The sequence below is a fragment of the Mesorhizobium loti R88b genome (genome assembly GCF_013170845.1).
Lineage (GTDB): Bacteria > Pseudomonadota > Alphaproteobacteria > Rhizobiales > Rhizobiaceae > Mesorhizobium > Mesorhizobium loti_B.
Genome location: NZ_CP033367.1, coordinates 3,801,350 through 3,823,435, shown reverse-complemented (window position 1 = coordinate 3,823,435; position 22,086 = coordinate 3,801,350). Strand labels below are relative to the sequence as shown.

Below are 22,086 nucleotides of genomic sequence, written 5' to 3'. Positions count from 1 at the left end.
GGCGCGACGCAGGCTTGCTTGACCCGGCTTCATAGCCATTTCAAGGCGCAATGGAAACCCGGCCATGGCGGCACATTGACGCCGTGGTGCCCGCAATCCTCCGGTTTCCGGGCCACTTCGCGCCGGCTTGCCTGAACCGTAAAGCCGTGGGACGCTGTCGGCTTGGGGCGGATTGGGTCATTGCGGTTTCTCCTGGCAGTCATGCTGGCGATCATTTTCGTCTCGGCGGCGCAAGCCGAGCGGCGGGTCGCGCTCATTATCGCGGCCGACGAGTACCGCAACGTACGTCCGCTGAAGAATGCAGTGAACGACAGCCGCACGATCGAAGCCGCATTGCAAAAACTCGGCTTCGACGTCACCACCGAAGCGAACCGCGACCTGAAGCGGATGCGCCGCGCGCTGGAGGATTTTCGCGACGATGCCGCCGGCGCCGATGTCGCGCTGATCTACTTCTCCGGCCATGGCGTCGAGATCGCGGGCGACAACCGCCTTCTGCCGGTCGATGCCGATCCGTCTTCGCTGGACCGATTGAAGGCCACAACCCTTCCACTCGAAGAGGTGCGCGAGACAGTGACCGCGGTCGGCAAGATCGGCCTCGTGGTGCTCGACGCTTGCCGCAACGATCCATTTGGCCAGTCCGGGGGCAGCGAATCCGGAGACAGCCAGTCTGGCGAAGGACGCGGCGTGGTGTCCATCGCGCCAGAGGTGAAAGCCGAAGCCAAGCCGGGGCTCGGACGCATGGGCGCCGCCGAAAACGTGCTGTTCGCCTTCTCCGCGGCGCCCGGGCAGACAGCGTCCGACGGCGCATCCGGCAACTCCGAATTCTCCGCCGCATTGGCCAGGTTCCTGCCCACGGACGGGCTGGAAATACGCTCGGTGCTGACCCTGGTGCAGCAGCAGGTTTACGATCTGTCGCGCGGCAAACAGCTTCCCTATGTCGAGAGCGGCTTGCCCCGACTTTTCTTCGCCGCGCAGGCCAGCCAGGATGCCCTGCCCGAGCGCGATCGGCTGCTGCTCGCCATGGCCGATGTCACGCCGGATCTGCGCGTCGAGGTCGAAACGGTGGCGGCCCACGCCGACATGCCGCTGGCGCCGCTATACGCCGCACTCATCACCTCCGACAGCAAAGCGATGGCACCAGGGCAGCGCCAGCAGAAACTCAGGGAAGCGGCCGATGCTTTCATCAAGGTCCGCGCCGATTTGCGCAACTTCGCCTCTTCCGACCCGCAAGTGACGGCGCTGCGCCAACAGGCCGAGACGCAATTGGCCCTCGGCTCGTTCGACGAGGCACGCGCACTGCTTGGCAAGGCGGCTGATATCGACGGCAAGTCGCGCGACGATCTGAAAACCCGCTTCATCGAGCGCACGCTGTCGGAGGCAACGACGCACTATTTAGCCGGCGGCGCCTCGCAGGCGCAATTGCGCTACGACCTCGCCATCGAGGACTACCGCAAGGCTGTGGCGCTCTATGCTGATGTCGAGGGCTTTCCAATACCGGACGACGCGCGCTACCAGCAGACATTGTCCTGGGAACTGATCGGCACGCTGGAAACGACCGTCGGCCATTTGCAGGAAGCCGGCAAAGCCTACGATTCGATGGTCCGCTCCGCCGAGAAACGCGCGGCCGCCGAGCCCGACAAGATCGATCACCAGCGCGACCTTGCCGTAGCGCAGAACAAGGTGGCCGACGTCAAGAAGGCGATGGGCGATAGCGCCGGCGCGATCGCGCTTTACCAGCAGGCTCTCGCGACGATGAAGGCGATCCTCGAAAAGGAGCCTACCTTTGGCTATTTGCGCGACTACGCCATCTGCTTCAACCGCATCGGCGACGCCATGCGGACTGCGGGCGACGGGCCTGGCGCGCTGGCCAATTACCGTTCAGCGCTCAAGGTTGCCGAGTTCCTGGTCGAGCAAGCGCCGGATGATGACGGCTTCCGGCGCGACCTTGCCGTCAGCCATTCCAAGATCGGGCTGGCGCTCCGGCTGACCAACGATCTGGAAGGCTCGATCGCGGAATACGATGTATCCCTGCAGATCACCGAGGCGCTGGCGAAGAAGCTGCCTGACGACACCGAACTGCAGCGTGACATCACCGTCAGCCTCACCGCTATCGGCGACCTGCAGCGGCTGACCGGGCAAAACAAAAAAGCTTTCGATCCCTACAAGCGCAGCGTCGATATCGCGCAAAAGCTGGTGGCGCGGGATCCCGGCAACACATTATGGCGGCGTGACCTCGAGCTTGCGCTGGGCAAGATATCCGACGCCCGCGCCGAGGCCGGAGATGTTGATGGAGCGCTCGCCGACCGCCGTTCCGCGCAGGCCATTGCGGAATATCTGGCCGAACTCGACCACGACAATGCCGAATGGCAGCGCGACCTTGCGGTCGGCCACAACCGCATCGGCGATATGCTGATGAGCAAGGGCGACAAGACCGGCGCGGCTGCGGAATACCTGGCTGGTTTCGTCATCGCCAAGGCGCAGCTGCAAGCCGACCCGGGCAATGCACAGCGCACGGTCGATGCCGCCTTCAGCCGCTACAAGCTGGCAATTGCCGGCGTCGACACTCCGGCAAATCTCAAAGCGGCGCTGGCCATGCTGACGGGCCTGAAATCGCAAGGACGGCTGCCGGGTGCCAACGAGGTCTGGATCGGCATGGTCGAAAAGGCAATGGCGGAGGCCGGCGTCGCCAAATAGCATTCAGCCGATTGTGTGGAGGAGGCCGAATGTCTTCTGATTTGGCCGCGAATTCTTTGCGCGCGTCAATTCAGGACATGCCGCAAAAGCCTGCTGGTTGTTTCGAAAGCAAAGCATGCCATTCTATTGTGCAGTGCAGCACGAGAATGCCTGTTTCGAGGCAAAATTCTTCGTGACATTTTCATTCGGCTTAGGCTAGTGTGCCGCGATAACCGAGAGGGTTGAGAAAAATCAGCTCTCCTACGCGGTCAAAGTCTTGGGAGGATGCGATCTAGGCGCGGTTACTCGCTGCCGCCGGAAAACGGAAACAGATCGGACGCGTTTAATTGCAAGGCCTTGTGCCTTGCATTTTTTTTGTGCAATCACGTGATTAGCGCGGTGAGTTGACAGGTTACATGACCTTGCGTCAGCAAGCTTACGGCCGCGCAATCTGACGGCATCGCGATCCCCACCCGCATTGCACCGATGGCGTCGGAGCGCCTTTGCCGAGAGGTCTATTTCGCGGGGCCGAAATCCGGCATGATGCGCGCGAGGTCGTCGACGCTGTATCCCAGCCCATGCGTCAGGCCGTAGAAAATGCCCATCAGGATCGCCGTGACAATGGTGGTCCGGATCACGGCGCGCAACATATGCGGGCCACGCGGCGCGCTCGCGACCGTGCCCAACGTCACGTCATGATCGTCATCCTGCGTCCTGACGCTGAACGGCAGCACGACAAACAGCACCACCCACCAGGTCGCGAAAAACAGGGCGGTGAACGAAATCCAGCTCATGATTGTTCCAGTTCGATCAGCGTGCCGAAGAAATCCTTCGGGTGCAGGAACAGCACCGGCTTGCCGTGGGCGCCGATCTTCGGGTTGCCGTCGCCCAACACGCGCGCACCGGCAGCCTTGAGCTGATCGCGCGCGGCCAGGATGTCGTCGACCTCATAACAGAGGTGATGCATGCCGCCGGACGGGTTTTTCGCAAGGAACGCTGCGATCGGCGAGCCCTCACCCAAAGGCTCCAGCAATTCGATCTTGGTGTTGCCGACATTGACGAACACCACGGTGACACCATGCTCCGGCAAAGCCTGCGGCTCCGTCACTTCGGCGCCGAGCGTGCCACGATAGGTAGCAATGGCCGCCTCCAGATCCGGCACCGCAAGCGCGACATGATTCAATCGTCCGAGCATGGAGTGCTCCGTATCAGGCGAGTAGGTCGATAAGGCAGGGTGGCAGTAGAGAAAAAGAACTGAAGGCCGAGTACTACACGACTTGCTTGCCCTACTGCCCTACTCCCTTATTCCCCTGTTCGTCACCGCGTGACGAACACTGTCACCAGCGGCTTCTTGCCCCAGGCTTCGTTGGCCGCACCGCGCACCGCGCGACGCACCGCTTCCTGCACCAGGTCGAGGTCTTTGCGGCGCTGGCGAGGAATCGAGTCCACAGCGCCGACGGCCGCATCGATCATCAAATCTTCCAGCGCCTCGCCACCGGCATCGGCCTCGGCGACACCAATGGCGACCAGGTCGGGGTCGCCGGCCAGCTCATATTTGTCGTCGAGCACGACATTGACCGCGACATGGCCGGCAAACGACAATTTGCGCCGGTCGCGAATGCCCATCGCCTGGTCTGTGCCGATCAGCCTGCCGTCCTTGTAGATGCGGCCGAACGGCACCTGGTCGATGATGGTGGCCGGGCCGGGCGCGAGCCTCAGCATGTCACCGTCACGCACCTGCGCCACCTGGCCGATGCCCGAAGTCGACATCAGCGAGCCCTGCGCCACCAGATGCGCCGCCTCGCCATGCACGGGAACGCCGATCTGCGGGCGCACCCATTCATACATCTTGCGCAATTCGCTGCGCCGGGGATGGCCGGAGACATGCACCAGCGCATCGCCGTCCTCGATGATCTTGATGCCAAGATCGATCAGGCGGTTCTTGATCTCGAGGATCGCCTTCTCGTTGCCGGGAATCGTACGCGAGGAAAACACCACCGTATCGCCCGCCGTCAGCGACACCGATTTCATCTCGTCGCGCGACAGTTTGGCCAGTGCCGCCAGCGGCTCGCCCTGGCTGCCGGTGCAGATGATGACGAGGTTTTCGCGCGGGATGAAGCCGAAATCTTCCTCGGCGATGAATTCCGGCAAGCCGTCCATGTAGCCGAGTTCGTCGGCGACATCGATGACGCGCTTCAGCGAACGGCCCAGCACCAGGCACTGGCGGCCGGCATCGCGTGCCGCCCTGGCAATGGAAACGATGCGCCCGACATTGGAGGAGAAGGTGGTGACGGCGACGCGGCCGACAGCACTCTGGATGACGCCCTTGAGGCCCTCGCCGACAGCGACTTCCGAGGGCGATTCGCCTTCGCGCAGCGCATTGGTCGAATCGCAGATCAGCGCCAGCACACCCTTGTCACCATAGGCACGGAACCGTGCCTCGTCGGTCTTGGGGCCGATCGTCGGTTCCGGATCGATCTTCCAGTCACCGGTATGGATGACGGTGCCGGCCGGCGTGGTGATCGCCAGCGACATCGGCTCAGGGATCGAGTGCGCCACCGGAATGGCTTCGATCTCGAACGGGCCGACTGTGAATTTTTCGCCGGCCCGGTAGATCGTCACCGGGATCTTCGGCGCGCCTTGTTCGCCTTGCCGCTTGGCGTCCAGCAAGCCGGCGCTGAACGGCGTCATCCAGACCGGTGCTTTCAGCCTCGGCCAGGTGTCGAGCAGCGCGCCGTAATGATCCTCGTGCGCATGGGTGATGATGATACCGCGCAGATTGGCGAGATTTTCCTCGATGAAGCGCGTGTCGGGCAGCACCAGGTCGACGCCGGGCAGGCTGGCATCTGGAAAGGTGACGCCGACATCGATGACGATCCATTCGCGGGCGCTCGGCGGGCCGTAGCCATAGAGAGCGAAGTTCATGCCGATCTCGCCCACGCCGCCAAGCGGCACGAAGACGAGTTCAGCGTTTTCGGCTTTCGCCATGATTTTTTCCTTCCTGGCCCTCAGGCCAAGCCGTTGGAGCAATTCCAGGAAAAGCGTGCAACGGCTTTCCCACAGGAATTGCGCATAAACAAACAGTTATAGCCGTCATTGTTCATATCGAACAATGAGCCGCTCTAGACTCGGGCGGATGCAACCGCGCCGAAATGCACATCGCCGGCTGCGACCGTCACAACAGATCCCTCATCGTCGCGGATCACGAAACGACAGTCTTCGTCAATGGTCTCGAACACCCCACGCACGACATTACCGTCAATTCTGACAGCAACCTCGCCGCCAAGCCCCGCCGCGCGCGCCAGCCAGCGCCGCCTGACGGCGGCAAGTCCGCGCCCTTCATCCCACAGGCGGGCATTCTCGCTCCAGGCATCCGACAGCGCCAGGAACAGCGTTTCCGCGTCGCATGTCGCGCCGAGAGCCTGCAGCGATGTCGCGGGATACGGCAAATCCGGGGGATGCGCCACCACATTGACGCCGATGCCGACGGCGACCGCGAAGCGGCCGCCATCCAGTATCGCCGACTCCAGCAGGATGCCGGCGAGCTTTGCACCGGAGGCCAGCACGTCGTTCGGCCATTTCAGCTCGAAACGGTTTTGCCCCTGGCTCGCACCATCGAGCCCGATGGCGATGCGGCCTTTCGGCACCACTGCATCGAGCGCGTCGGCAAGCGACAGGCCAGCGACGAAACCGAGCGTCGCGGCAAGGCGAAGTTCACCGCCGGTGATGACGAGCAAGGTCGCGGCCAGATTGCCTTCGTGCGATACCCAGGCGCGGCCGCGCCGGCCACGCCCGCTTTCCTGCTTCTTGGAAACGACCCACAATTTACCAGGGTCGCCTGCCCTTGCATGGTCCAGCGCCACCGTATTGGTGGAGCCGATAGTCTCATGATCCTCGAGCCGGAAGCCTTCCGACGCCGAGGTTGGGGCCAGCCGAAATGCCATTCCGTCTAGAAAAACGTCTTGGCGGCGGCTTCGGCATAGGTGCCGATCGGACCGCCGATCAGCACATAGAACAGCACGAAGGCGCCGCTGACGCCGAGCACGACACGCAATTCGCTGGCCATCGGCACGAAGCCACCGACCGGCTCGTCGAACCACATGATCTTGATGATGCGCAGGTAGTAATAAGCACCCACCACTGAGGCCAGCACGCCAATGATCGCCAGCGCGTAGAGATGCGCGTTGATGGCGGCCAGGAAGACGTACCACTTCCCCCAGAAGCCGGCGAGCGGCGGGATGCCGGCCAGCGAGAACATCAGGATGGTCAGGATGGTCGCCATGATCGGATTGGTCGAGGAAAGCCCGGCCAGATCGCTGATCTGCTCGACATTGCCTTCCTTGCGCCGCATGGCGAGGATGAAGGCGAAGGTGCCGAGCGTCATCACCAGGTAGATCAGCATGTAGATGGCAACGCCGCGCACGCCGGCCTGGCTGTTGGCGGCAAGGCCGACCAGCGCGTAGCCCATGTGGCCGATCGAGGAATAGGCCATCAGGCGCTTGATGTTGGTCTGGCCGATCGCGGCGAAGGCACCGAGCGCCATCGAGGCGATCGAGATGAAGACGATGATCTGCTGCCAGTCGGCGGCAATCGGCTTGAACGCACCCATGGTGACGCGCACGATCAGCGCCATCGCCGCCATCTTGGGGGCTGCCGCAAGGAAAGCGGTCACCGGTGTCGGCGCGCCTTCATAGACGTCGGGTGTCCACATGTGGAACGGCACCGCCGAGATCTTGAAGGCAAGGCCGGCCAGCACGAAAACCAGGCCGAAGACGAGACCAAGCTGGCGCTCGCCACTACCCAGAGCGGTGGCGATTTCCTGGAAGCCGGTGTTGCCGGTGTAGCCGTAGACCAGGCTGATGCCATAGAGCAGCATGCCCGACGACAGCGCGCCGAGGACGAAGTATTTCAGGCCTGCCTCGGTCGAACGCAGATTGTCGCGGTTGATCGCGCACAGCACATAGATCGCCAGCGACTGCAGTTCGAGGCCGAGATAGAGCCCGATCATGCTGTTGGCCGAGATCATCAGCATCATGCCCAGCGTGCAAAGCAGGATCAGCACCGGATATTCGAACTTGTCGAAATGTTCCGCCTTGGCAAAGCGCCCGGACATGATCAGCGTCACGGCCGAGCCGACCAGCGCCAGCACCTTCATGAAGCGGGAAAACGAATCCTGGATAAAGGCATGCCCATAAGCGCTGCCGTCCCCGGTCCGGAAGATCAGCCATGCGCCCGCGACGACCAGCACGGCCACGGCGAGGCCGGTCACCAGCGTGCTGGTATTGGCGCGCGAATAGGCGCCGACCATCAGCAGCGCGAGCGCACCGATGGCAAGGATCAGCTCGGGCGTCGAGAGCGACAGGCTGGAGAGAAGGTCCGGCGTCATGGTTCGCAAAACCTCTGGTCAGTTCGCCGCCGCGGTCTGCGCGGCGCCGATGGATGCGGTGACATTGGTGACGAGCGACTTGACCGATTGGGCCGTCGCGTTGAAGACGGGAGCAGGATAGACGCCGAAGAAGATGACCAGCACCACCAGCGGGTAGATGATGACCTTCTCGCGCAACGACAGATCGAGCAGGCCCTTCAGGCTGTCCTTGGTCAGCGCGCCGAAGATCACCCGGCGGTAGAGCCAGAGCGCATAGGCCGCCGACAGGATGACACCGGTGGCGGCGAAGAACGCCACCCAGGTGTTGACCCGGAACACGCCGAGCATGGTCAGGAATTCGCCGATGAAGCCCGATGTACCGGGCAGGCCGACATTGGCCATGGTGAAGATCAGGAACACGGTGGCGTATTTCGGCATGTTGTTGACCAGGCCGCCATAGGCATCGATCTCACGTGTGTGCATGCGGTCGTAGATGACGCCGACGCACAGGAACAGCGCGCCCGAGACCAGACCGTGGCTGAGCATCTGGAAGATCGCGCCCTGCACGCCTTCCTGGTTCATGGCGAAGATACCCATGGTGACGAAGCCCATATGGGCGACCGACGAATAGGCGATCAGCTTCTTCATGTCCTGCTGCATCAGCGCCACCAGCGAGGTGTAGATGATGGCGACGACCGAGAGCGTGAACACCAGCGGCGCGAACATTTCGGATGCCAGCGGGAACATCGGCAAGGAGAAGCGCAGGAAGCCGTACCCGCCCATCTTCAGGAGAATGCCGGCCAGGATGACCGAGCCTGCCGTTGGCGCTTCGACGTGAGCATCGGGGAGCCAGGTGTGCACCGGCCACATCGGCATCTTCACCGCGAAAGAGGCGAAGAAGGCGAGGAATAGCCAAGTCTGCATGTTGGCCGGGAAGCTGTGCGTCAACAGCGTCGGGATGTCGGTCGTGCCGGACTGATAGAACATCGCCATGATGGCAAGCAGCATCAGCACCGAGCCGGCCAGCGTGTAGAGGAAGAACTTGAACGAGGCGTAGACGCGCCGCTTGCCGCCCCAGACGCCGATGATGATGAACATCGGGATCAGGCCGGCCTCGAAGAAGACGTAGAACAGCACGATGTCCAGCGCGCAGAACACGCCGATCATCAGCGTCTCGAGCAGCAGGAAGGCGATCATGTAGGCCTTGACGCGCTTCTCGATCGATTCCCACGAGGCCAGGATGCAGAGCGGCATCAGGAAGGTCGTCAGGATGACAAACAGCATGGAAATGCCGTCGACGCCCATGTGGTAGGAGATACCGGAGTCGAGCCAGGCGACCTTTTCGACGAACTGGAAGCCGGCCTGCGAGTTGTCGAAGCCGGTCCAGATGAACAGCGAGATGATGAAGGTGAACGTCGTCGTCAGCAGCGCGATGGCGCGGATGTTGCGGCGTGCGTTTTCGCTGTCATCGTTGATGAACAGGATCAGCAGCACACCAACCAGCGGCAGGAAGGTGACCAGCGAGAGGATTGGCCAGGCGGTCATCAGAGCATCATCCAGGTGACGAGTGCGGCAACGCCGATCAGCATGGCGAAGGCATAATGGTAGAGGTAGCCGGTCTGCAGCTTGACGACGCGGTTGGTGACATCGACGACGCGCGCCGAAATGCCATCCGGCCCGAGCCCGTCGATGATGGTGCCATCACCGGTCTTCCACAGGAAGTAGCCGAGGCGCTTGGCCGGCCGCACGAACAGGAAGTCGTAGAGCTCGTCGAAATACCACTTGTTGAGCAGGAAGGCGTAGAGCCCGCGATTCTGCTTAGCTAGGTTCACCGGCATTTCCGGCGAGCGGATGTAGAATTTCCACGCCAGCGCGAAGCCGATCAGCATGGCGATGAAGGGCGACAGCTCGACCCACAGCGGCAGTTCTTCGATCTGGTGCAGAATGTGGTTGTCCGGCAGCGTGAACAGCGATGCCTTCCAGAACTCGGCATAGCCTTCGCCGATGAAGGAGCTGTGGAAGATGACGCCGGCAAACAGCGCGCCGGCTGCCAGGATGAACAGCGGCACCAGCATCACCGGCGGCGATTCATGGACATGGTGCATAACCTCATGGCTCGCCCGCGGCTTGCCGTGGAACGTCATGAAGATCAGGCGCCAGGAGTAGAAGGAGGTGAAGCAGGCCGCGATCACGAGCAGCACGAAGGCGAAGCCGGCGACCGAATTGTGGCCGGCAAAGGCGCTCTCGATGATGGCGTCCTTGGAGAAGAAGCCGGCGGTGCCGATGACGGTTACCGGAATGCCGACGCCGGTCAGCGCCAGCGTGCCGATCACCATCATCCAGTAGGTGGTCGGGATCAGCTTCCGCAAGCCGCCCATCTTGCGCATGTCCTGCTCGTCGGAGACGGCATGGATGACCGAGCCGGAGCCGAGGAACAGCAGCGCCTTGAAGAAGGCATGCGTGAACAGATGGAAGATTGCAGCGCCATAGGCGCCTACGCCGAGCGCCACGAACATGTAACCGAGCTGCGAGCAGGTCGAATAGGCGATGACGCGCTTGATGTCGTTCTGGACGAGGCCAACGGTCGCCGCGAAGAAGGCGGTGAAGGCGCCGATGAAGGTGACCACCGTCAGCGCCGAATGCGACAGTTCGAACAGCGGCGAAAGCCGCGCCAGCATGAACACGCCCGCCGTCACCATGGTGGCGGCATGGATGAGCGCGGAAACAGGCGTCGGGCCTTCCATGGCGTCCGGCAGCCAGGTGTGCAGCGGCACCTGTGCCGACTTGCCCATGGCGCCCATGAACAGCAGCAGGCAGACGACGGTCATCGCCGACTGTTTGTCCAGCGCATGGCCAAGGAAGGTCAGCACGGCGGGACCTTGCGGTGCGCCTTCAGCCGGAATGAACGTTGCTGCATTGGCAAATATGGTGCCGAGATTGACCGAGCCGAACAACACGAACAAGCCGAAGATGCCGAGCGCGAAGCCGAAATCGCCGACACGGTTGACGACGAAGGCCTTGATGGCCGCGGCATTGGCCGACGGCTTCTTGTACCAGAAGCCGATCAGCAGGTAGGACGCGAGACCGACCCCTTCCCAGCCAAAGAACATCTGCACCAGATTGTCGGCTGTCACCAGCATCAGCATGGCGAAGGTGAACAGCGACAGGTAGGCGAAGAAACGCGGCCGGTTCGGATCGTGGTGCATGTAGCCGATCGAATAGATGTGAACCAGCGCCGACACGGTGTTGACCACCACCAGCATCACCACCGTCAGCGTGTCGATCCTGAGCGCCCAGGATACGTCGAGGCCGCCGGACTGAATCCAGTGCAGCACCGGCACGACGAACACCTCGCCATGGCCGAAACCGACGCTGAAGAAGGCAACCCACGACAGCACGGCCGAAATCACCAGGAAACCGGAGGTGATGTATTCGGATGCCTTGGCGCCGAGCGAATTGCCGAACAGGCCGACGATCAGGAAGCCGAGCAGGGGAAGGAAGACGATGGCCTGATACATGGTGGTTCCGTCAACCCTTCATCATGTTCACGTCTTCGACCGCGATCGAGCCGCGGTTGCGGAAGAAGACGACGAGAATGGCAAGTCCGATGGCAGCCTCTGCCGCCGCGACCGTCAGCACGAACAGCGCGAACACCTGGCCGACCAGATCGCCAAGTGCGGCCGAAAAGGCGACGAAATTGATGTTGACCGCCAGCAGGATCAGCTCGACCGACATCAGGATGACGATGACGTTCTTGCGGTTCAGGAAGATGCCGAACACGCCGAGCGTGAACAGGATCGCCGATACGGTCAGATAATGTGCGATGCCGACGACCATCTCAGACTCCTTCGCCCGACTTGACCTTGCGGATTTCCATGCCGGTGGCCGGCGTGCGGCCGACCTGGGCTGCGATCGACTGCCGCTTGACCCCTTCCTTGTGGCGCAGCGTCAAGACGATGGCGCCGATCATGGCAACCAGCAGGATGAGGCCCGAAACCTGGAAGTAGTAGAGGTAGTCGGTATAGAGGATGTCGCCGAGCGCTGCCGTGTTCGAGCGCGCCGCGAGATCGGGAATAGGCTTCGAAACAGTCGCGGCCAGTTTCGGCGCGAATGTGTAGCCGCCGAGCACGACGATCAGTTCGGCCGCCAGGATCAGCCCGACCAGCGCGCCGATCGGCGCATATTGCAGGGCGCCGCTTTTCAGCTCGGCGAAATCGACGTCGAGCATCATGACTACGAACAGGAACAGCACCATGACCGCGCCGACATAGACGACGAGCAGGATCATCGCCAGGAACTCGGCGCCGGTCAGCATGAAGAGGCCTGCGGCGTTGAAGAAGGTCAGGATCAGGAACAGCACCGAATGCACGGGGTTGCGCGACGAAATGACCATGAACGCCGACGCCACCGCGACAAAGGCGAAGAGGTAGAAAAAGGCCGCCTCTAGTCCACTCAACATTGGGGATCCCCCGGGTTTCCTGTTCGAACATGGCGCTCGTGCCCGGTTCGATTCTTTGCGACCGCCTCCGGTCGGCAAGTTTCGTGTTCCTATCGCATGTTCCGATCGGGTTGAAAGACCCGATCGAAAGAAACATGCGACACTCTTTCATCCCGGAGGATGATCTGGTCCGAAAAGTCTGCAACTTTTCGGGATCATCCTCTGGACGAGGCCCCTCGCCCCGTCCATGCGGCAAATATCAGCGGTAGGGCGAGTCCAGCGAGATGTTGCGCGCCAGTTCGCGCTCCCACCGGTCGCCATTCGCCAACAGCCTGTCCTTGTCGTAGTAGAGTTCCTCGCGCGTCTCCGTCGCGAACTCGAAATTCGGCCCCTCGACGATGGCGTCGACCGGGCACGCTTCCTGGCAGAAGCCGCAATAGATGCACTTCACCATGTCGATGTCATAACGCACCGTGCGGCGCGTGCCGTCATTGCGGCGTGGGCCGGCCTCGATGGTGATCGCCTGCGCCGGGCAGATCGCCTCGCAAAGCTTGCATGCGATGCAGCGTTCCTCGCCATTGGGATAGCGGCGCAGCGCGTGCTCGCCCCGGAAGCGCGGGCTGGTCGGCCCCTTCTCGTGCGGATAGTTGATCGTCTCCTTCGGCGCGAAGAACTGGCGCATCGACAGGAAGAAGGCGCTGACGAAATCCTGCAGCAGCAGCGATTTTGCGGCCTGAGACAGAGCGTTCATTGGCCACTCCCATACAGGTTTATCGCGACGAAATAGCCAGCGCATCCAAACAGGATCGGCGTCACGACACGGAACACGAACGTTATCGGTTTTACAGCCTCCGCGCTTATCTGCTTCAGAATACGAGGCAGCAAAACCAGATACTCGAACAACGCTATGAGAAGCCCGACGGCTGCTCCCAAAAGGCCGATAGACAAATTGCTCATCACGCCATCCCCGTGAACTTGAGGAAGGCGGCGACGATCACCACCATAGCCAGCGAGATCGGCAGGAACACTTTCCAGCCGAGACGCATCAGCTGGTCGTAGCGGTAGCGGGGCACGAAGGCCTTCACCATGGAGATGCCGAAGAACACGAAACACACTTTCAGCACGAACCAGATGACACCGGGCACCCAGGTGAAGGGGGCGAAGTCGAAGGGCGGCAGCCAGCCGCCGAGGAACAGGATGGTGGCCAAGGCGCACATCAGCACGATGGCGACATACTCGCCGAGGAAGAACAGCAGGAACGGCGTCGACGAATATTCGACCATGTGGCCGGCGACCAGTTCCGATTCGGCTTCGACCAGGTCGAAGGGCGGACGGTTCGTCTCGGCCAGCGCCGAGATGAAGAAGATGATGAACATCGGGAACAGGCACAGCCAGTTCCAGTCGAGGAACGTGTTGGGCAGGCCGAGCCGCGTGCCAATTCCGTCATGCTGCGACAGCACGATATCGGTCAGGTTGAGCGAGCCGGCGGTGAGCAGCACGGTGACGATGACGAAGCCGATCGAGACTTCATAGGACACCATCTGCGCCGCCGAGCGCAGCGCGCCGAGGAACGGATATTTCGAGTTGGACGCCCAGCCGCCCATGATCACGCCATAGACCTCGAGCGAGGAGATGGCGAAGACATAGAGGATGCCGACATTGACGTTGGCGACGGCCCAGCCCTCATTGACCGGAATGACCGCCCAGGCCGAGATCGCCAGCACCGCCGAAACCAACGGCGCCAGCAGAAAGACGCCCTTGTTGGCGCCTGACGGGATCACCGGCTCCTTGAAGACGAACTTCAGCAGGTCGGCGAAGGCCTGCAGCGTGCCCCACGGACCGACCACGTTCGGACCACGCCGCAGCTGCACCGCCGCCCAGATCTTGCGGTCGGCATAGAGGATATAGGCGACGAAAATCAGCAGGATAACGATCAGCACGACCGATTTCAGCAGAATGATCAGCGCCGGCAGCACGTAGAAGGAGAAGAAGGTTTCCATGCTTATTCCGCCGCCTGCTTGAAGCCGCTCTTGGCCAGTGCCGAGCATTCCGCCATCACGGCGGACGCCCGCGCGATCGGATTGGTCAGATAGAAATCGTGAACCGGCGAGGTGAAGGTGCCCTTGTTGAGCTGCCCGCCGAGCTTCGCCACATTGGCGATATCCTCGGCATTGCCCGACTCGACGTGGTCGATGCGGGCCAGATGCGGGTATTCGCCATAGAGTTTGGCACGCAACTGCGGCAGCGAATCGAATGGCAGCTTCTTGCCCAGCACATCGGACAGTGCCCTGAGAATCGCCCAGTCTTCGCGGGCATCGCCCGGCGCGAAGCCGGCGCGGTTGGTCTGCTGCACACGCCCTTCCGTGTTGACATAGGTGGCCGACTTTTCGGTGTAGGCGGCCGCCGGCAGGATGACATTGGCGCGATGCGCGCCCTGGTCGCCATGGGTGCCGATATAGACGACGAAGGCGCCGCCGGTCCTGCCCATGTCGATCTCGTCGGCGCCGAGCAGGAACAGCACGTCCGTCTCACCAAGCATGCCGGCAACATCCTTGCCGCCCTCGCCCGGTACGAAGCCGACATCGAGGCCGCCGACGCGGCCGGCTGCAGTGTGCAACACCGCAAAACCGTTCCAGTCGGCGCGGGCAGCGTTCACGGCAGCCGCGAGCTTCGCCGCCTGGCCAAGCACGGCCGCGCCATCGGCACGCGCCAGCGCGCCCTGGCCAACGATGATCAGCGGGTGCGTCGCGTTCTTGAGCACCTGGAAGAACTTGCCCTTGCCGTCGGCCAAATCCTTCAGCGAATCCGGCCCGGCGCCGAGCAATTCGTAGTCATAGCGCGTGTCGCCGACATCGCCGATGACACCGACCGGCAGATTGCCGACCCGCCAGCGCTTGCGGATGCGGGCGTTGAGCACCGAGGCCTCGTAGCGCGGATTGGCGCCGATGATCAGCACCGCGTCGGCCTGCTCGATACCTTCGATGGTCGGGTTGAAGATGTAGCTGGCGCGGCCGAGCGTCGGATCGAGAGCGGCACCGTCCTGGCGGCAGTCGGTGTTCTTCGAACCGAGTGACGCCATCAGTTGCTTCAGCGCGTAGATTTCCTCGACAGCGGCGAGATCGCCTGCAATGGCGCCGATCTTCTCGGGCGCCGCCTTCGACACCACGTCCTTGATCGCGGCGAATGCTTCGGCCCAGCTTGCTGGAACCAGCTTGCCGTCCTTGCGCACATAGGGGCGATCGAGGCGCTGCGTGCGCAGGCCGTCCCAGATGAAGCGGGTCTTGTCGGAGATCCACTCCTCGTTCACCTGCTCGTTGACGCGCGGCAGGATGCGCATCACTTCGCGGCCACGGCTGTCGACGCGGATCGCCGAGCCGACGGCGTCCATCACGTCGATCGATTCGGTCTTGGTCAGCTCCCAAGGGCGCGCCTGGAAGGCGAAGGGCTTGGAGGTCAGCGCGCCGACCGGGCAGAGGTCGATGACATTGCCCTGCAGTTCCGAGGTCATGGCGCTTTCGAGATAGGTGGTGATCTCGGCATCCTCGCCACGGCCGATCAGGCCGAGTTCGGAAATGCCGGCGACTTCCGTGGTGAAGCGGACGCAGCGCGTGCAGTGGATGCAGCGGTTCATCACCGTCTTGACCAGCGGGCCGATATACTTGTCTTCGACGGCGCGCTTGTTCTCGTGATAGCGCGAGGAATCGACGCCGAAGGCCATCGCCTGGTCCTGCAGGTCGCATTCGCCGCCCTGGTCGCAGATCGGGCAGTCCAGCGGATGGTTGATGAGCAGGAATTCCATCACGCCTTCCCTGGCCTTCTTGACCATCGGCGTGTTGGTGAAGATTTCCGGCGCCTCGCCATTGGGGCCTGGGCGAAGATCACGCACATTCATGGCGCAGGAGGCCTGCGGCTTGGGCGGTCCGCCCTTCACCTCGATCAGGCACATGCGGCAATTGCCGGCGATCGACAGCCGCTCATGGAAGCAGAAGCGCGGCACTTCCGCGCCCGCCTCTTCCGCCGCCTGCAGCAGCGTGTAGTGGTCGGGTACAGTGATCTCTTTCCCGTCGACCTTGAGCTTTGCCATTCGCCTCAAACCTCTGCGGATTTCCCGCAATCTCATTTCCCGGGCGCGACTTCAGCAGCGCCCGGCATTTCATTCACTTCTTCGCGGCCAAAGCCGCCGCCTGGGCAGTCCAGTCATCACGGCCGATGCGGCCCTTGAACGACAGATAGTCGTCAACCCAGGCGATCTCTTGCGGCGACCATGCGGCGATCTGGGCATATGTCCAGATACCCAGGCCGTTCAGAACCTTCTCCAGCTTCGGGCCGATGCCCGATATCGCCTTGAAGTCCGACGGTTTCGCCGGCTTGTCCATCGCCTTGGGCTGCCTGAAATCCTCGGGCAGCAACACATCGGCGGTCTCGCCCGTTGCGGGGGCGGCAGTTGCGGCCGGCGCAATGACGACGCTTTCCTTGGCAGCGATATCGGTGACTTCCTGCGCAAAGGACTGCGCCTCGGCGATCACGGTTTTGGCCGTCGCCCGCGCCTTGGTGGCGGAGACGCTCGTGTCGTCGAAGGTCGCGACGCGCGCCTCGAAATCATCGACGACAGGCTGCATGAGCCGCTGCGAGGCTTCGGCCGCGCCCGAAAGCGCGCCAAGCCAGACGCCGAACGCATGATTGGCGAGCCCGATGCCAAGCGCCGACATCGCCGCCGCACCCGCGACAGGGTGCACGAAAAGGTTGACGGCGCTGGCCATCTCCTTCGGCATCATCCTGGTCAGGTCCTGGTTCATCTTCTCGATCTGGTCCAAATTGGGCATCATTGGGTAGGGTGTCGAATACGGCGCCATAGAGTTCTCCTGGTCGTTTCTTCGTTCGCCCCGCCCCGCACTTCTCGCTTCGGGCTTTCGCCCGCAGTCACATATTCTCTATTCCGCCGCCACCATCACCGGTTCGGCGCGATGCGCGTTGCGCGAAAACTCGTCAATGCGGCGCTCCACCTCGCCGCGGAAATGCCGCATCAGGCCCTGGATCGGCCATGCCGCAGCGTCGCCCAGCGCGCAGATCGTATGGCCTTCGATCTGCTTGGTGACGTCGAGCAGCATGTCGATCTCGCGCTTCTGCGCCTCGCCGCGCACCAGCCTCTCCATCACCCGCCACATCCAGCCCGTGCCTTCGCGGCACGGCGTGCACTGGCCGCAGCTCTCATGCTTGTAGAAATAAGACAGTCGAGCGATCGCCTTCACCACATCGGTCGACTTGTCCATGACGATGACAGCCGCCGTGCCGAGGCCCGACTTGAGATCGCGCAGCGCATCGAAATCCATCGGCGCGTCGATGATCTGCTCCGCCGGCACCAGCGGCACCGAGGCGCCACCCGGAATGACGGCGAGCAGATTGTCCCAGCCGCCGCGAATGCCGCCGCAATGGGTCTCGATCAGTTCGCGGAACGAGATCGACATGGCCTCTTCGACGGTGCACGGATTGTTGACGTGGCCGGAGATGCAAAACAGCTTGGTGCCGACATTGTTGGGCCGGCCGAAGGACGAGAACCAGGCCGCGCCCCGGCGCAGGATGGTCGGCGCCACCGCAATGGATTCGACATTGTTGACCGTCGTCGGACAACCGTACAAGCCGACATTGGCCGGGAATGGCGGCTTCAGCCTTGGCTGACCCTTCTTGCCTTCGAGGCTTTCGAGCAGCGCCGTCTCCTCGCCGCAGATATAAGCACCAGCGCCGTGATGCATGTAGACGTCGAAATCGTAGCCTGATGTGTTGCCCTTGCCGATCAGCTTGGCCTCATAGGCCTCCTCGATGGCCCGCTGCAGCGCTTCGCGCTCGCGGATGAACTCGCCGCGCACATAGATGTAGGCAGCGACCGCGCCCATGGCGAAGCCGGCGAGCAAGGCGCCCTCGACCAGCGTGTGCGGGTCGTTGCGCAGGATGTCGCGGTCCTTGCAGGTGCCGGGCTCGGATTCGTCTGCATTGATGACCAGGTAGCTCGGCCGGCCGTCGCTCTGCTTGGGCATGAACGACCATTTGAGGCCGGTCGGGAAGCCAGCGCCGCCACGGCCGCGCAGGCCCGATGCCTTCATCTCGTTGACGATCCAGTCGCGCCCCTTGGCGACGAGGCCCGGCGTGTTGTCCCAGGCGCCGCGCGCCATGGCGCCGGCCAGCGACTTGTCGAAGAGGCCGTAGATGTTGTTGAAGATGCGGTCTTTGTCCTGAAGCATTTTTCGTCCCTCAGACCGGCTTCTTGCCGAAAACGCGGATGTATTCGGCAACCCCGCCCTTGGCGAGCGCCTTGGCCTGCTTGACCCAGTCATCGCGGTCGATGCGGCCGTGGAAGGAGAGATAGCCGTCCACCCACTCGCGCTCGGCCTTCTTCCAGGAAGCGACCTGCGCGAAGGTGAAAATACCAAGCGTATGCAGGATGCCCTCGATCTTCGGGCCGACACCGGAGATCAGCTTGAGATCGTCGACCGCGGCCGGCCTGTCGATACCGGCCGGACGGTTCTTGTCCTCCAGCGATGGTTTTGCCGGCTTTGCAGCTGCTGCCTTAACATCGGACGCTTCGGCTTCCGGCGCCTTGACGGCGGATGCTGGTTCGGCCTTGGCCGTCGGCCCATTGCGCTGCTTGACGACCTTCTCGACTTCCGGTGCTGCCGTGTTGGCGTTGGCGGCCGAAAGCGGCGGTGCCGAAACGCTCGCCGCCGTCTCCGCCGCCGGCGCCACCTTGGTCGCCGAAGGCGTCTTCAAGGCCGGGCTGGTTTCAGCCGCGTCGGTCTTCGGCTTGCTGGCATTGGACGGCGCGACAGAAGCGGCAGCCGGTGCCTGCGCCGCAGGAGCGGCTGCGGCCGGAGCGGCGGCAGCGGCCGGCGCCGCATTCTGGGCTGCCTTGGTCGCCGCCTTGGCTTCCCGGTCACGGGTCGATTTGAGGATCGCCTTTTCGCTTTTCAACGTCGTCAGGCCGGAGGCCGGCTCCGAGCCGGTGCGGCCGTTCTGCGGTCCGGGCGCCACTGTGGCGCCCTTGCCGGCGTCATAGAGATCGATGATCTCGGCCAGCCGTTCCGGCGTCAAATCCTCGAACGTGTCCTTGAACACCATGACCATCGGCGCGTTGACGCAGGCGCCAAGGCACTCGACCTCTTCCCACGACAAGGTGCCTTTGTCGTTGGTGTGGAACTGGTCGTGGTGGATTTTCGAACGGCAGACATCCATCAGCGCTTCCGAGCCGCGCAGCATGCAGGGCGTGGTGCCGCAAACCTGGATATGCGCCCGCGTGCCGACCGGATTCAACTGGTACTGCGTATAGAAGGTCGCGACCTCGAGCCCGCGGATACGCGGCATGCCGAGCATATCCGAAATCGTCTCGATCGCCGCCTTGGTAACCCAGCCTTCCTGCTCCTGCGCGATCATCAGAAGCGGGATAATCGCCGACTGCTCGCGGCCTTTCGGGTACTTCTTGATCCACAGCTTCGCCGCTGCCGCGTTCGCCCGGTTGAAGGCGAAGGATGCTGGCTGGACGCTGGCTTCTGCGAGACGACGGACTGACATTCAGGACAACCTAGTGAACAGGCTTGCAATATTGAGTGGCGATATCGCCGGAGGTCTTGGTCTCGGCGACAAAGCACATGAACACGGCATCGCCCTTCTGCAGGACAAGGCCCGGACCGGCATTGCTGGGGATTGCGGCCTTCACCTCAAAGCCCTGCTTGAGCAAGGCATCGACGGTGACGCCCTCGGCGTGGGCTGACAGCACGGCTGAAGTCGTAAGCAGGGCTGCGATTGCAATGCGTTTCATCGATCGACCTCCCCAAACACGATATCTAGTGAACCCAAAACAGCGGTGACGTCGGCCAGCATGTGGCCGCGGCAGAGGAAATCCATGGCTTGCAGATGCGCGAAACCCGGCGCGCGCAGCTTGCAGCGGTAGGGCTTGTTGGAGCCGTCGGAGACGAGATAGACGCCGAATTCGCCCTTCGGCGCCTCGACGGCCGCATAGACCTCGCCCGCCGGAACGCGATAACCCTCGGTGTAGAGCTTGAAGTGGTGGATCAGCGCTTCCATCGAGCGCTTCATCGCCTGGCGCTTCGGCGGCACGATCTTGCCGTCGAGGTTCGACACCGGACCGGTGCTTTCCTTGCCGAGCAGCAGATCGATGCACTGGCGCATGATCCGCGCCGACTGGCGCATCTCTTCCATGCGCACGAGATAACGGTCGTAGCAGTCGCCGTTCTTGCCGATCGGAATGTCGAAATCCATTTCCGAATAGCATTCATAGGGCTGCGACTTGCGCAGGTCCCACGGCGCGCCCGAACCGCGCACCATGACGCCCGAAAAGCCCCAGGCCCAGGCATCGGCCAATGATACGATGCCGATATCGACGTTGCGCTGCTTGAAGATGCGGTTGCCGGTCAGCAGGCGATCGAGGTCGTCAATCGACTTCAGGAACGGGTCGATCCACTTGCCGATGTCCTCGACCAGTTGGCGCGGCAGGTCCTGATGGACGCCGCCGGGGCGGAAATAGGCGGCATGCATACGCGAACCGGAAGCGCGCTCATAGAACACCATCAGCTTTTCGCGCTCGACGAAGCCCCACAACGGCGGCGTCAGCGCGCCGACGTCCATGGCCTGTGTCGTCACATTAAGGATGTGCGACATGATGCGGCCGATTTCGCAATAAAGCACGCGGATCAGCTGGCCGCGCCTCGGAACCTCGATGCCGAGCAGGCGCTCGACGGCGAGCGCGAAGGCATGCTCCTGGTTCATCGGCGCGCAATAGTCGAGCCGGTCGAGATAAGGCACCGCCTGCAGATAGGTCTTTGCCTCGATCAGCTTTTCCGTGCCGCGATGCAGCAGGCCAATGTGCGGATCGACGCGATCGACGACTTCGCCGTCGAGTTCCAGAACCAACCTCAAAACACCATGCGCCGCAGGGTGTTGCGGCCCGAAATTGATGTTGAAATTGCGGACGGAGGTTTCAGCCATTCTGGCGCCTCAATTCGTCTTGGCTTTTTCGTCCCCGGGCAGCACATAGTCCGTGCCTTCCCAAGGCGAGAGAAAATCGAAATTGCGGAATTCCTGCTTCAATTCCACAGGCTCGTAGATGACGCGCTTGGCTTCGTCGTCGTAGCGCACCTCGACAAAGCCGGTCAGCGGGAAATCCTTGCGCAGCGGATGGCCTTCGAAGCCGTAGTCGGTCAGCAGGCGGCGCAGATCGGGATGGCCCGAGAACAGCACGCCATAGAGATCGTAGGTCTCGCGCTCGAACCAGTCGGCACCCGGGAACACGCCAGTGATCGATGGCACCATCGTCTCCTCGTCGGCCAGAACCTTGACGCGGATACGCACATTCTGCTTCGGAGACAGCAGGTGATAGACGACGTCGAAGCGCTTGACCCGCGACGGATAATCGGCGCCGCAGACATCGATGATCGAGATGAACTGACAACGCGCATCGTCGCGCAGGAAGGTCACCACTTCGACCAGATCGCGCGGCTCGACATGAACGGTGAGTTCGCCAAAGGCGATCGCCGCGTCGTTGACGCGGCCAATCAGCTTCTCGCCGAGATAGGTCGACAGTTCGCTAAGGGATGCGGCCATG

At 62.6% G+C, this 22,086-nt stretch carries 20 protein-coding genes; 1 reads left to right on the top strand and 19 read right to left on the bottom strand.

Annotated features, from left to right (window positions below; all coding sequences use genetic code 11):
* The first annotated feature begins 180 nt into the window (after positions 1-180).
* Positions 181-2,694, top strand: coding sequence for a caspase family protein (locus EB235_RS18635; RefSeq protein WP_155256305.1), 2,514 nt, complete (start codon positions 181-183; stop codon positions 2,692-2,694).
* 494 nt (positions 2,695-3,188) lie between these two features.
* Here EB235_RS18635 and EB235_RS18630 read toward each other — a convergent pair whose 3' ends face one another.
* The 19 genes from EB235_RS18630 to EB235_RS18540 form a co-directional block, all read right to left on the bottom strand.
* Positions 3,189-3,467 carry a DUF1467 family protein gene (locus EB235_RS18630; RefSeq protein ID WP_027029553.1) on the bottom strand — a complete coding sequence of 93 codons (279 nt, stop codon included), beginning with the start codon at positions 3,465-3,467 and terminating at the stop codon, positions 3,189-3,191.
* A complete protein-coding gene (gene mce / locus EB235_RS18625) occupies positions 3,464-3,868 on the bottom strand; it encodes a methylmalonyl-CoA epimerase (protein WP_027029554.1) in 405 nt (134 codons plus the stop codon). The genes EB235_RS18630 and mce overlap by 4 nt, the downstream gene beginning before the upstream one ends.
* Positions 3,869-3,990: 122 nt before the next feature.
* The gene (locus EB235_RS18620; RefSeq protein WP_027029555.1) at positions 3,991-5,661 is read right to left on the bottom strand and encodes a ribonuclease J; all 1,671 of its coding nucleotides are present in this window, start codon (positions 5,659-5,661) and stop codon (positions 3,991-3,993) included.
* A 134-nt stretch (positions 5,662-5,795) separates the two neighbouring features.
* On the bottom strand, positions 5,796-6,617 hold the full coding sequence (locus EB235_RS18615) for a biotin--[acetyl-CoA-carboxylase] ligase (protein ID WP_027029556.1): 822 nt from the start codon (positions 6,615-6,617) through the stop codon (positions 5,796-5,798).
* A gap of 5 nt (positions 6,618-6,622) precedes the next feature.
* Positions 6,623-8,059 carry an NADH-quinone oxidoreductase subunit NuoN gene (gene nuoN / locus EB235_RS18610; protein WP_027029557.1) on the bottom strand — a complete coding sequence of 479 codons (1,437 nt, stop codon included), beginning with the start codon at positions 8,057-8,059 and terminating at the stop codon, positions 6,623-6,625.
* Between the two features lie 18 nt (positions 8,060-8,077).
* Positions 8,078-9,583, bottom strand: coding sequence for an NADH-quinone oxidoreductase subunit M (locus EB235_RS18605; protein ID WP_027029558.1), 1,506 nt, complete (start codon positions 9,581-9,583; stop codon positions 8,078-8,080).
* Complete coding sequence (gene nuoL / locus EB235_RS18600) at positions 9,583-11,556, bottom strand: NADH-quinone oxidoreductase subunit L (RefSeq protein WP_027029559.1); 1,974 nt, start codon at positions 11,554-11,556, stop codon at positions 9,583-9,585. Before nuoL ends, EB235_RS18605 begins: the two co-directional genes overlap by 1 nt.
* Before the next feature lie 10 nt (positions 11,557-11,566).
* Positions 11,567-11,875 carry an NADH-quinone oxidoreductase subunit NuoK gene (gene nuoK, locus EB235_RS18595; RefSeq protein WP_019858930.1) on the bottom strand — a complete coding sequence of 103 codons (309 nt, stop codon included), beginning with the start codon at positions 11,873-11,875 and terminating at the stop codon, positions 11,567-11,569.
* Between the two features lies 1 nt (position 11,876).
* Positions 11,877-12,497 carry an NADH-quinone oxidoreductase subunit J gene (locus tag EB235_RS18590; protein ID WP_027029560.1) on the bottom strand — a complete coding sequence of 207 codons (621 nt, stop codon included), beginning with the start codon at positions 12,495-12,497 and terminating at the stop codon, positions 11,877-11,879.
* Between the two features lie 238 nt (positions 12,498-12,735).
* Positions 12,736-13,227 carry an NADH-quinone oxidoreductase subunit NuoI gene (gene nuoI, locus EB235_RS18585; RefSeq protein WP_027029561.1) on the bottom strand — a complete coding sequence of 164 codons (492 nt, stop codon included), beginning with the start codon at positions 13,225-13,227 and terminating at the stop codon, positions 12,736-12,738.
* Positions 13,224-13,433 (bottom strand): hypothetical protein, encoded by a 210-nt coding sequence (locus EB235_RS18580; protein WP_027029562.1) that lies wholly within the window; start codon positions 13,431-13,433, stop codon positions 13,224-13,226. The genes nuoI and EB235_RS18580 overlap by 4 nt, the downstream gene beginning before the upstream one ends.
* Entirely contained in the window at positions 13,433-14,476 is a 1,044-nt protein-coding gene (gene nuoH, locus EB235_RS18575; RefSeq protein WP_027029563.1) for an NADH-quinone oxidoreductase subunit NuoH, read from the bottom strand. The genes EB235_RS18580 and nuoH overlap by 1 nt, the downstream gene beginning before the upstream one ends.
* Positions 14,477-14,478: 2 nt before the next feature.
* Complete coding sequence (gene nuoG, locus EB235_RS18570; protein WP_027029564.1) at positions 14,479-16,560, bottom strand: NADH-quinone oxidoreductase subunit NuoG; 2,082 nt, start codon at positions 16,558-16,560, stop codon at positions 14,479-14,481.
* 73 nt (positions 16,561-16,633) lie between these two features.
* Positions 16,634-17,329, bottom strand: a complete 696-nt coding sequence (locus EB235_RS18565) for an NADH-ubiquinone dehydrogenase (RefSeq protein ID WP_027029565.1) — start codon at positions 17,327-17,329, stop codon at positions 16,634-16,636.
* A 78-nt stretch (positions 17,330-17,407) separates the two neighbouring features.
* Entirely contained in the window at positions 17,408-18,712 is a 1,305-nt protein-coding gene (gene nuoF / locus EB235_RS18560; protein WP_027029566.1) for an NADH-quinone oxidoreductase subunit NuoF, read from the bottom strand.
* A 10-nt stretch (positions 18,713-18,722) separates the two neighbouring features.
* Positions 18,723-20,036, bottom strand: coding sequence for an NADH-quinone oxidoreductase subunit E (locus tag EB235_RS18555; RefSeq protein WP_027029567.1), 1,314 nt, complete (start codon positions 20,034-20,036; stop codon positions 18,723-18,725).
* 10 nt (positions 20,037-20,046) lie between these two features.
* The gene (locus EB235_RS18550) at positions 20,047-20,283 is read right to left on the bottom strand and encodes a hypothetical protein (RefSeq protein ID WP_027029568.1); all 237 of its coding nucleotides are present in this window, start codon (positions 20,281-20,283) and stop codon (positions 20,047-20,049) included.
* Positions 20,280-21,470, bottom strand: a complete 1,191-nt coding sequence (locus tag EB235_RS18545) for an NADH-quinone oxidoreductase subunit D (protein WP_027029569.1) — start codon at positions 21,468-21,470, stop codon at positions 20,280-20,282. The genes EB235_RS18550 and EB235_RS18545 overlap by 4 nt, the downstream gene beginning before the upstream one ends.
* A gap of 9 nt (positions 21,471-21,479) precedes the next feature.
* Entirely contained in the window at positions 21,480-22,085 is a 606-nt protein-coding gene (locus tag EB235_RS18540) for an NADH-quinone oxidoreductase subunit C (protein ID WP_027029570.1), read from the bottom strand.
* Position 22,086 lies beyond the last annotated feature (1 nt).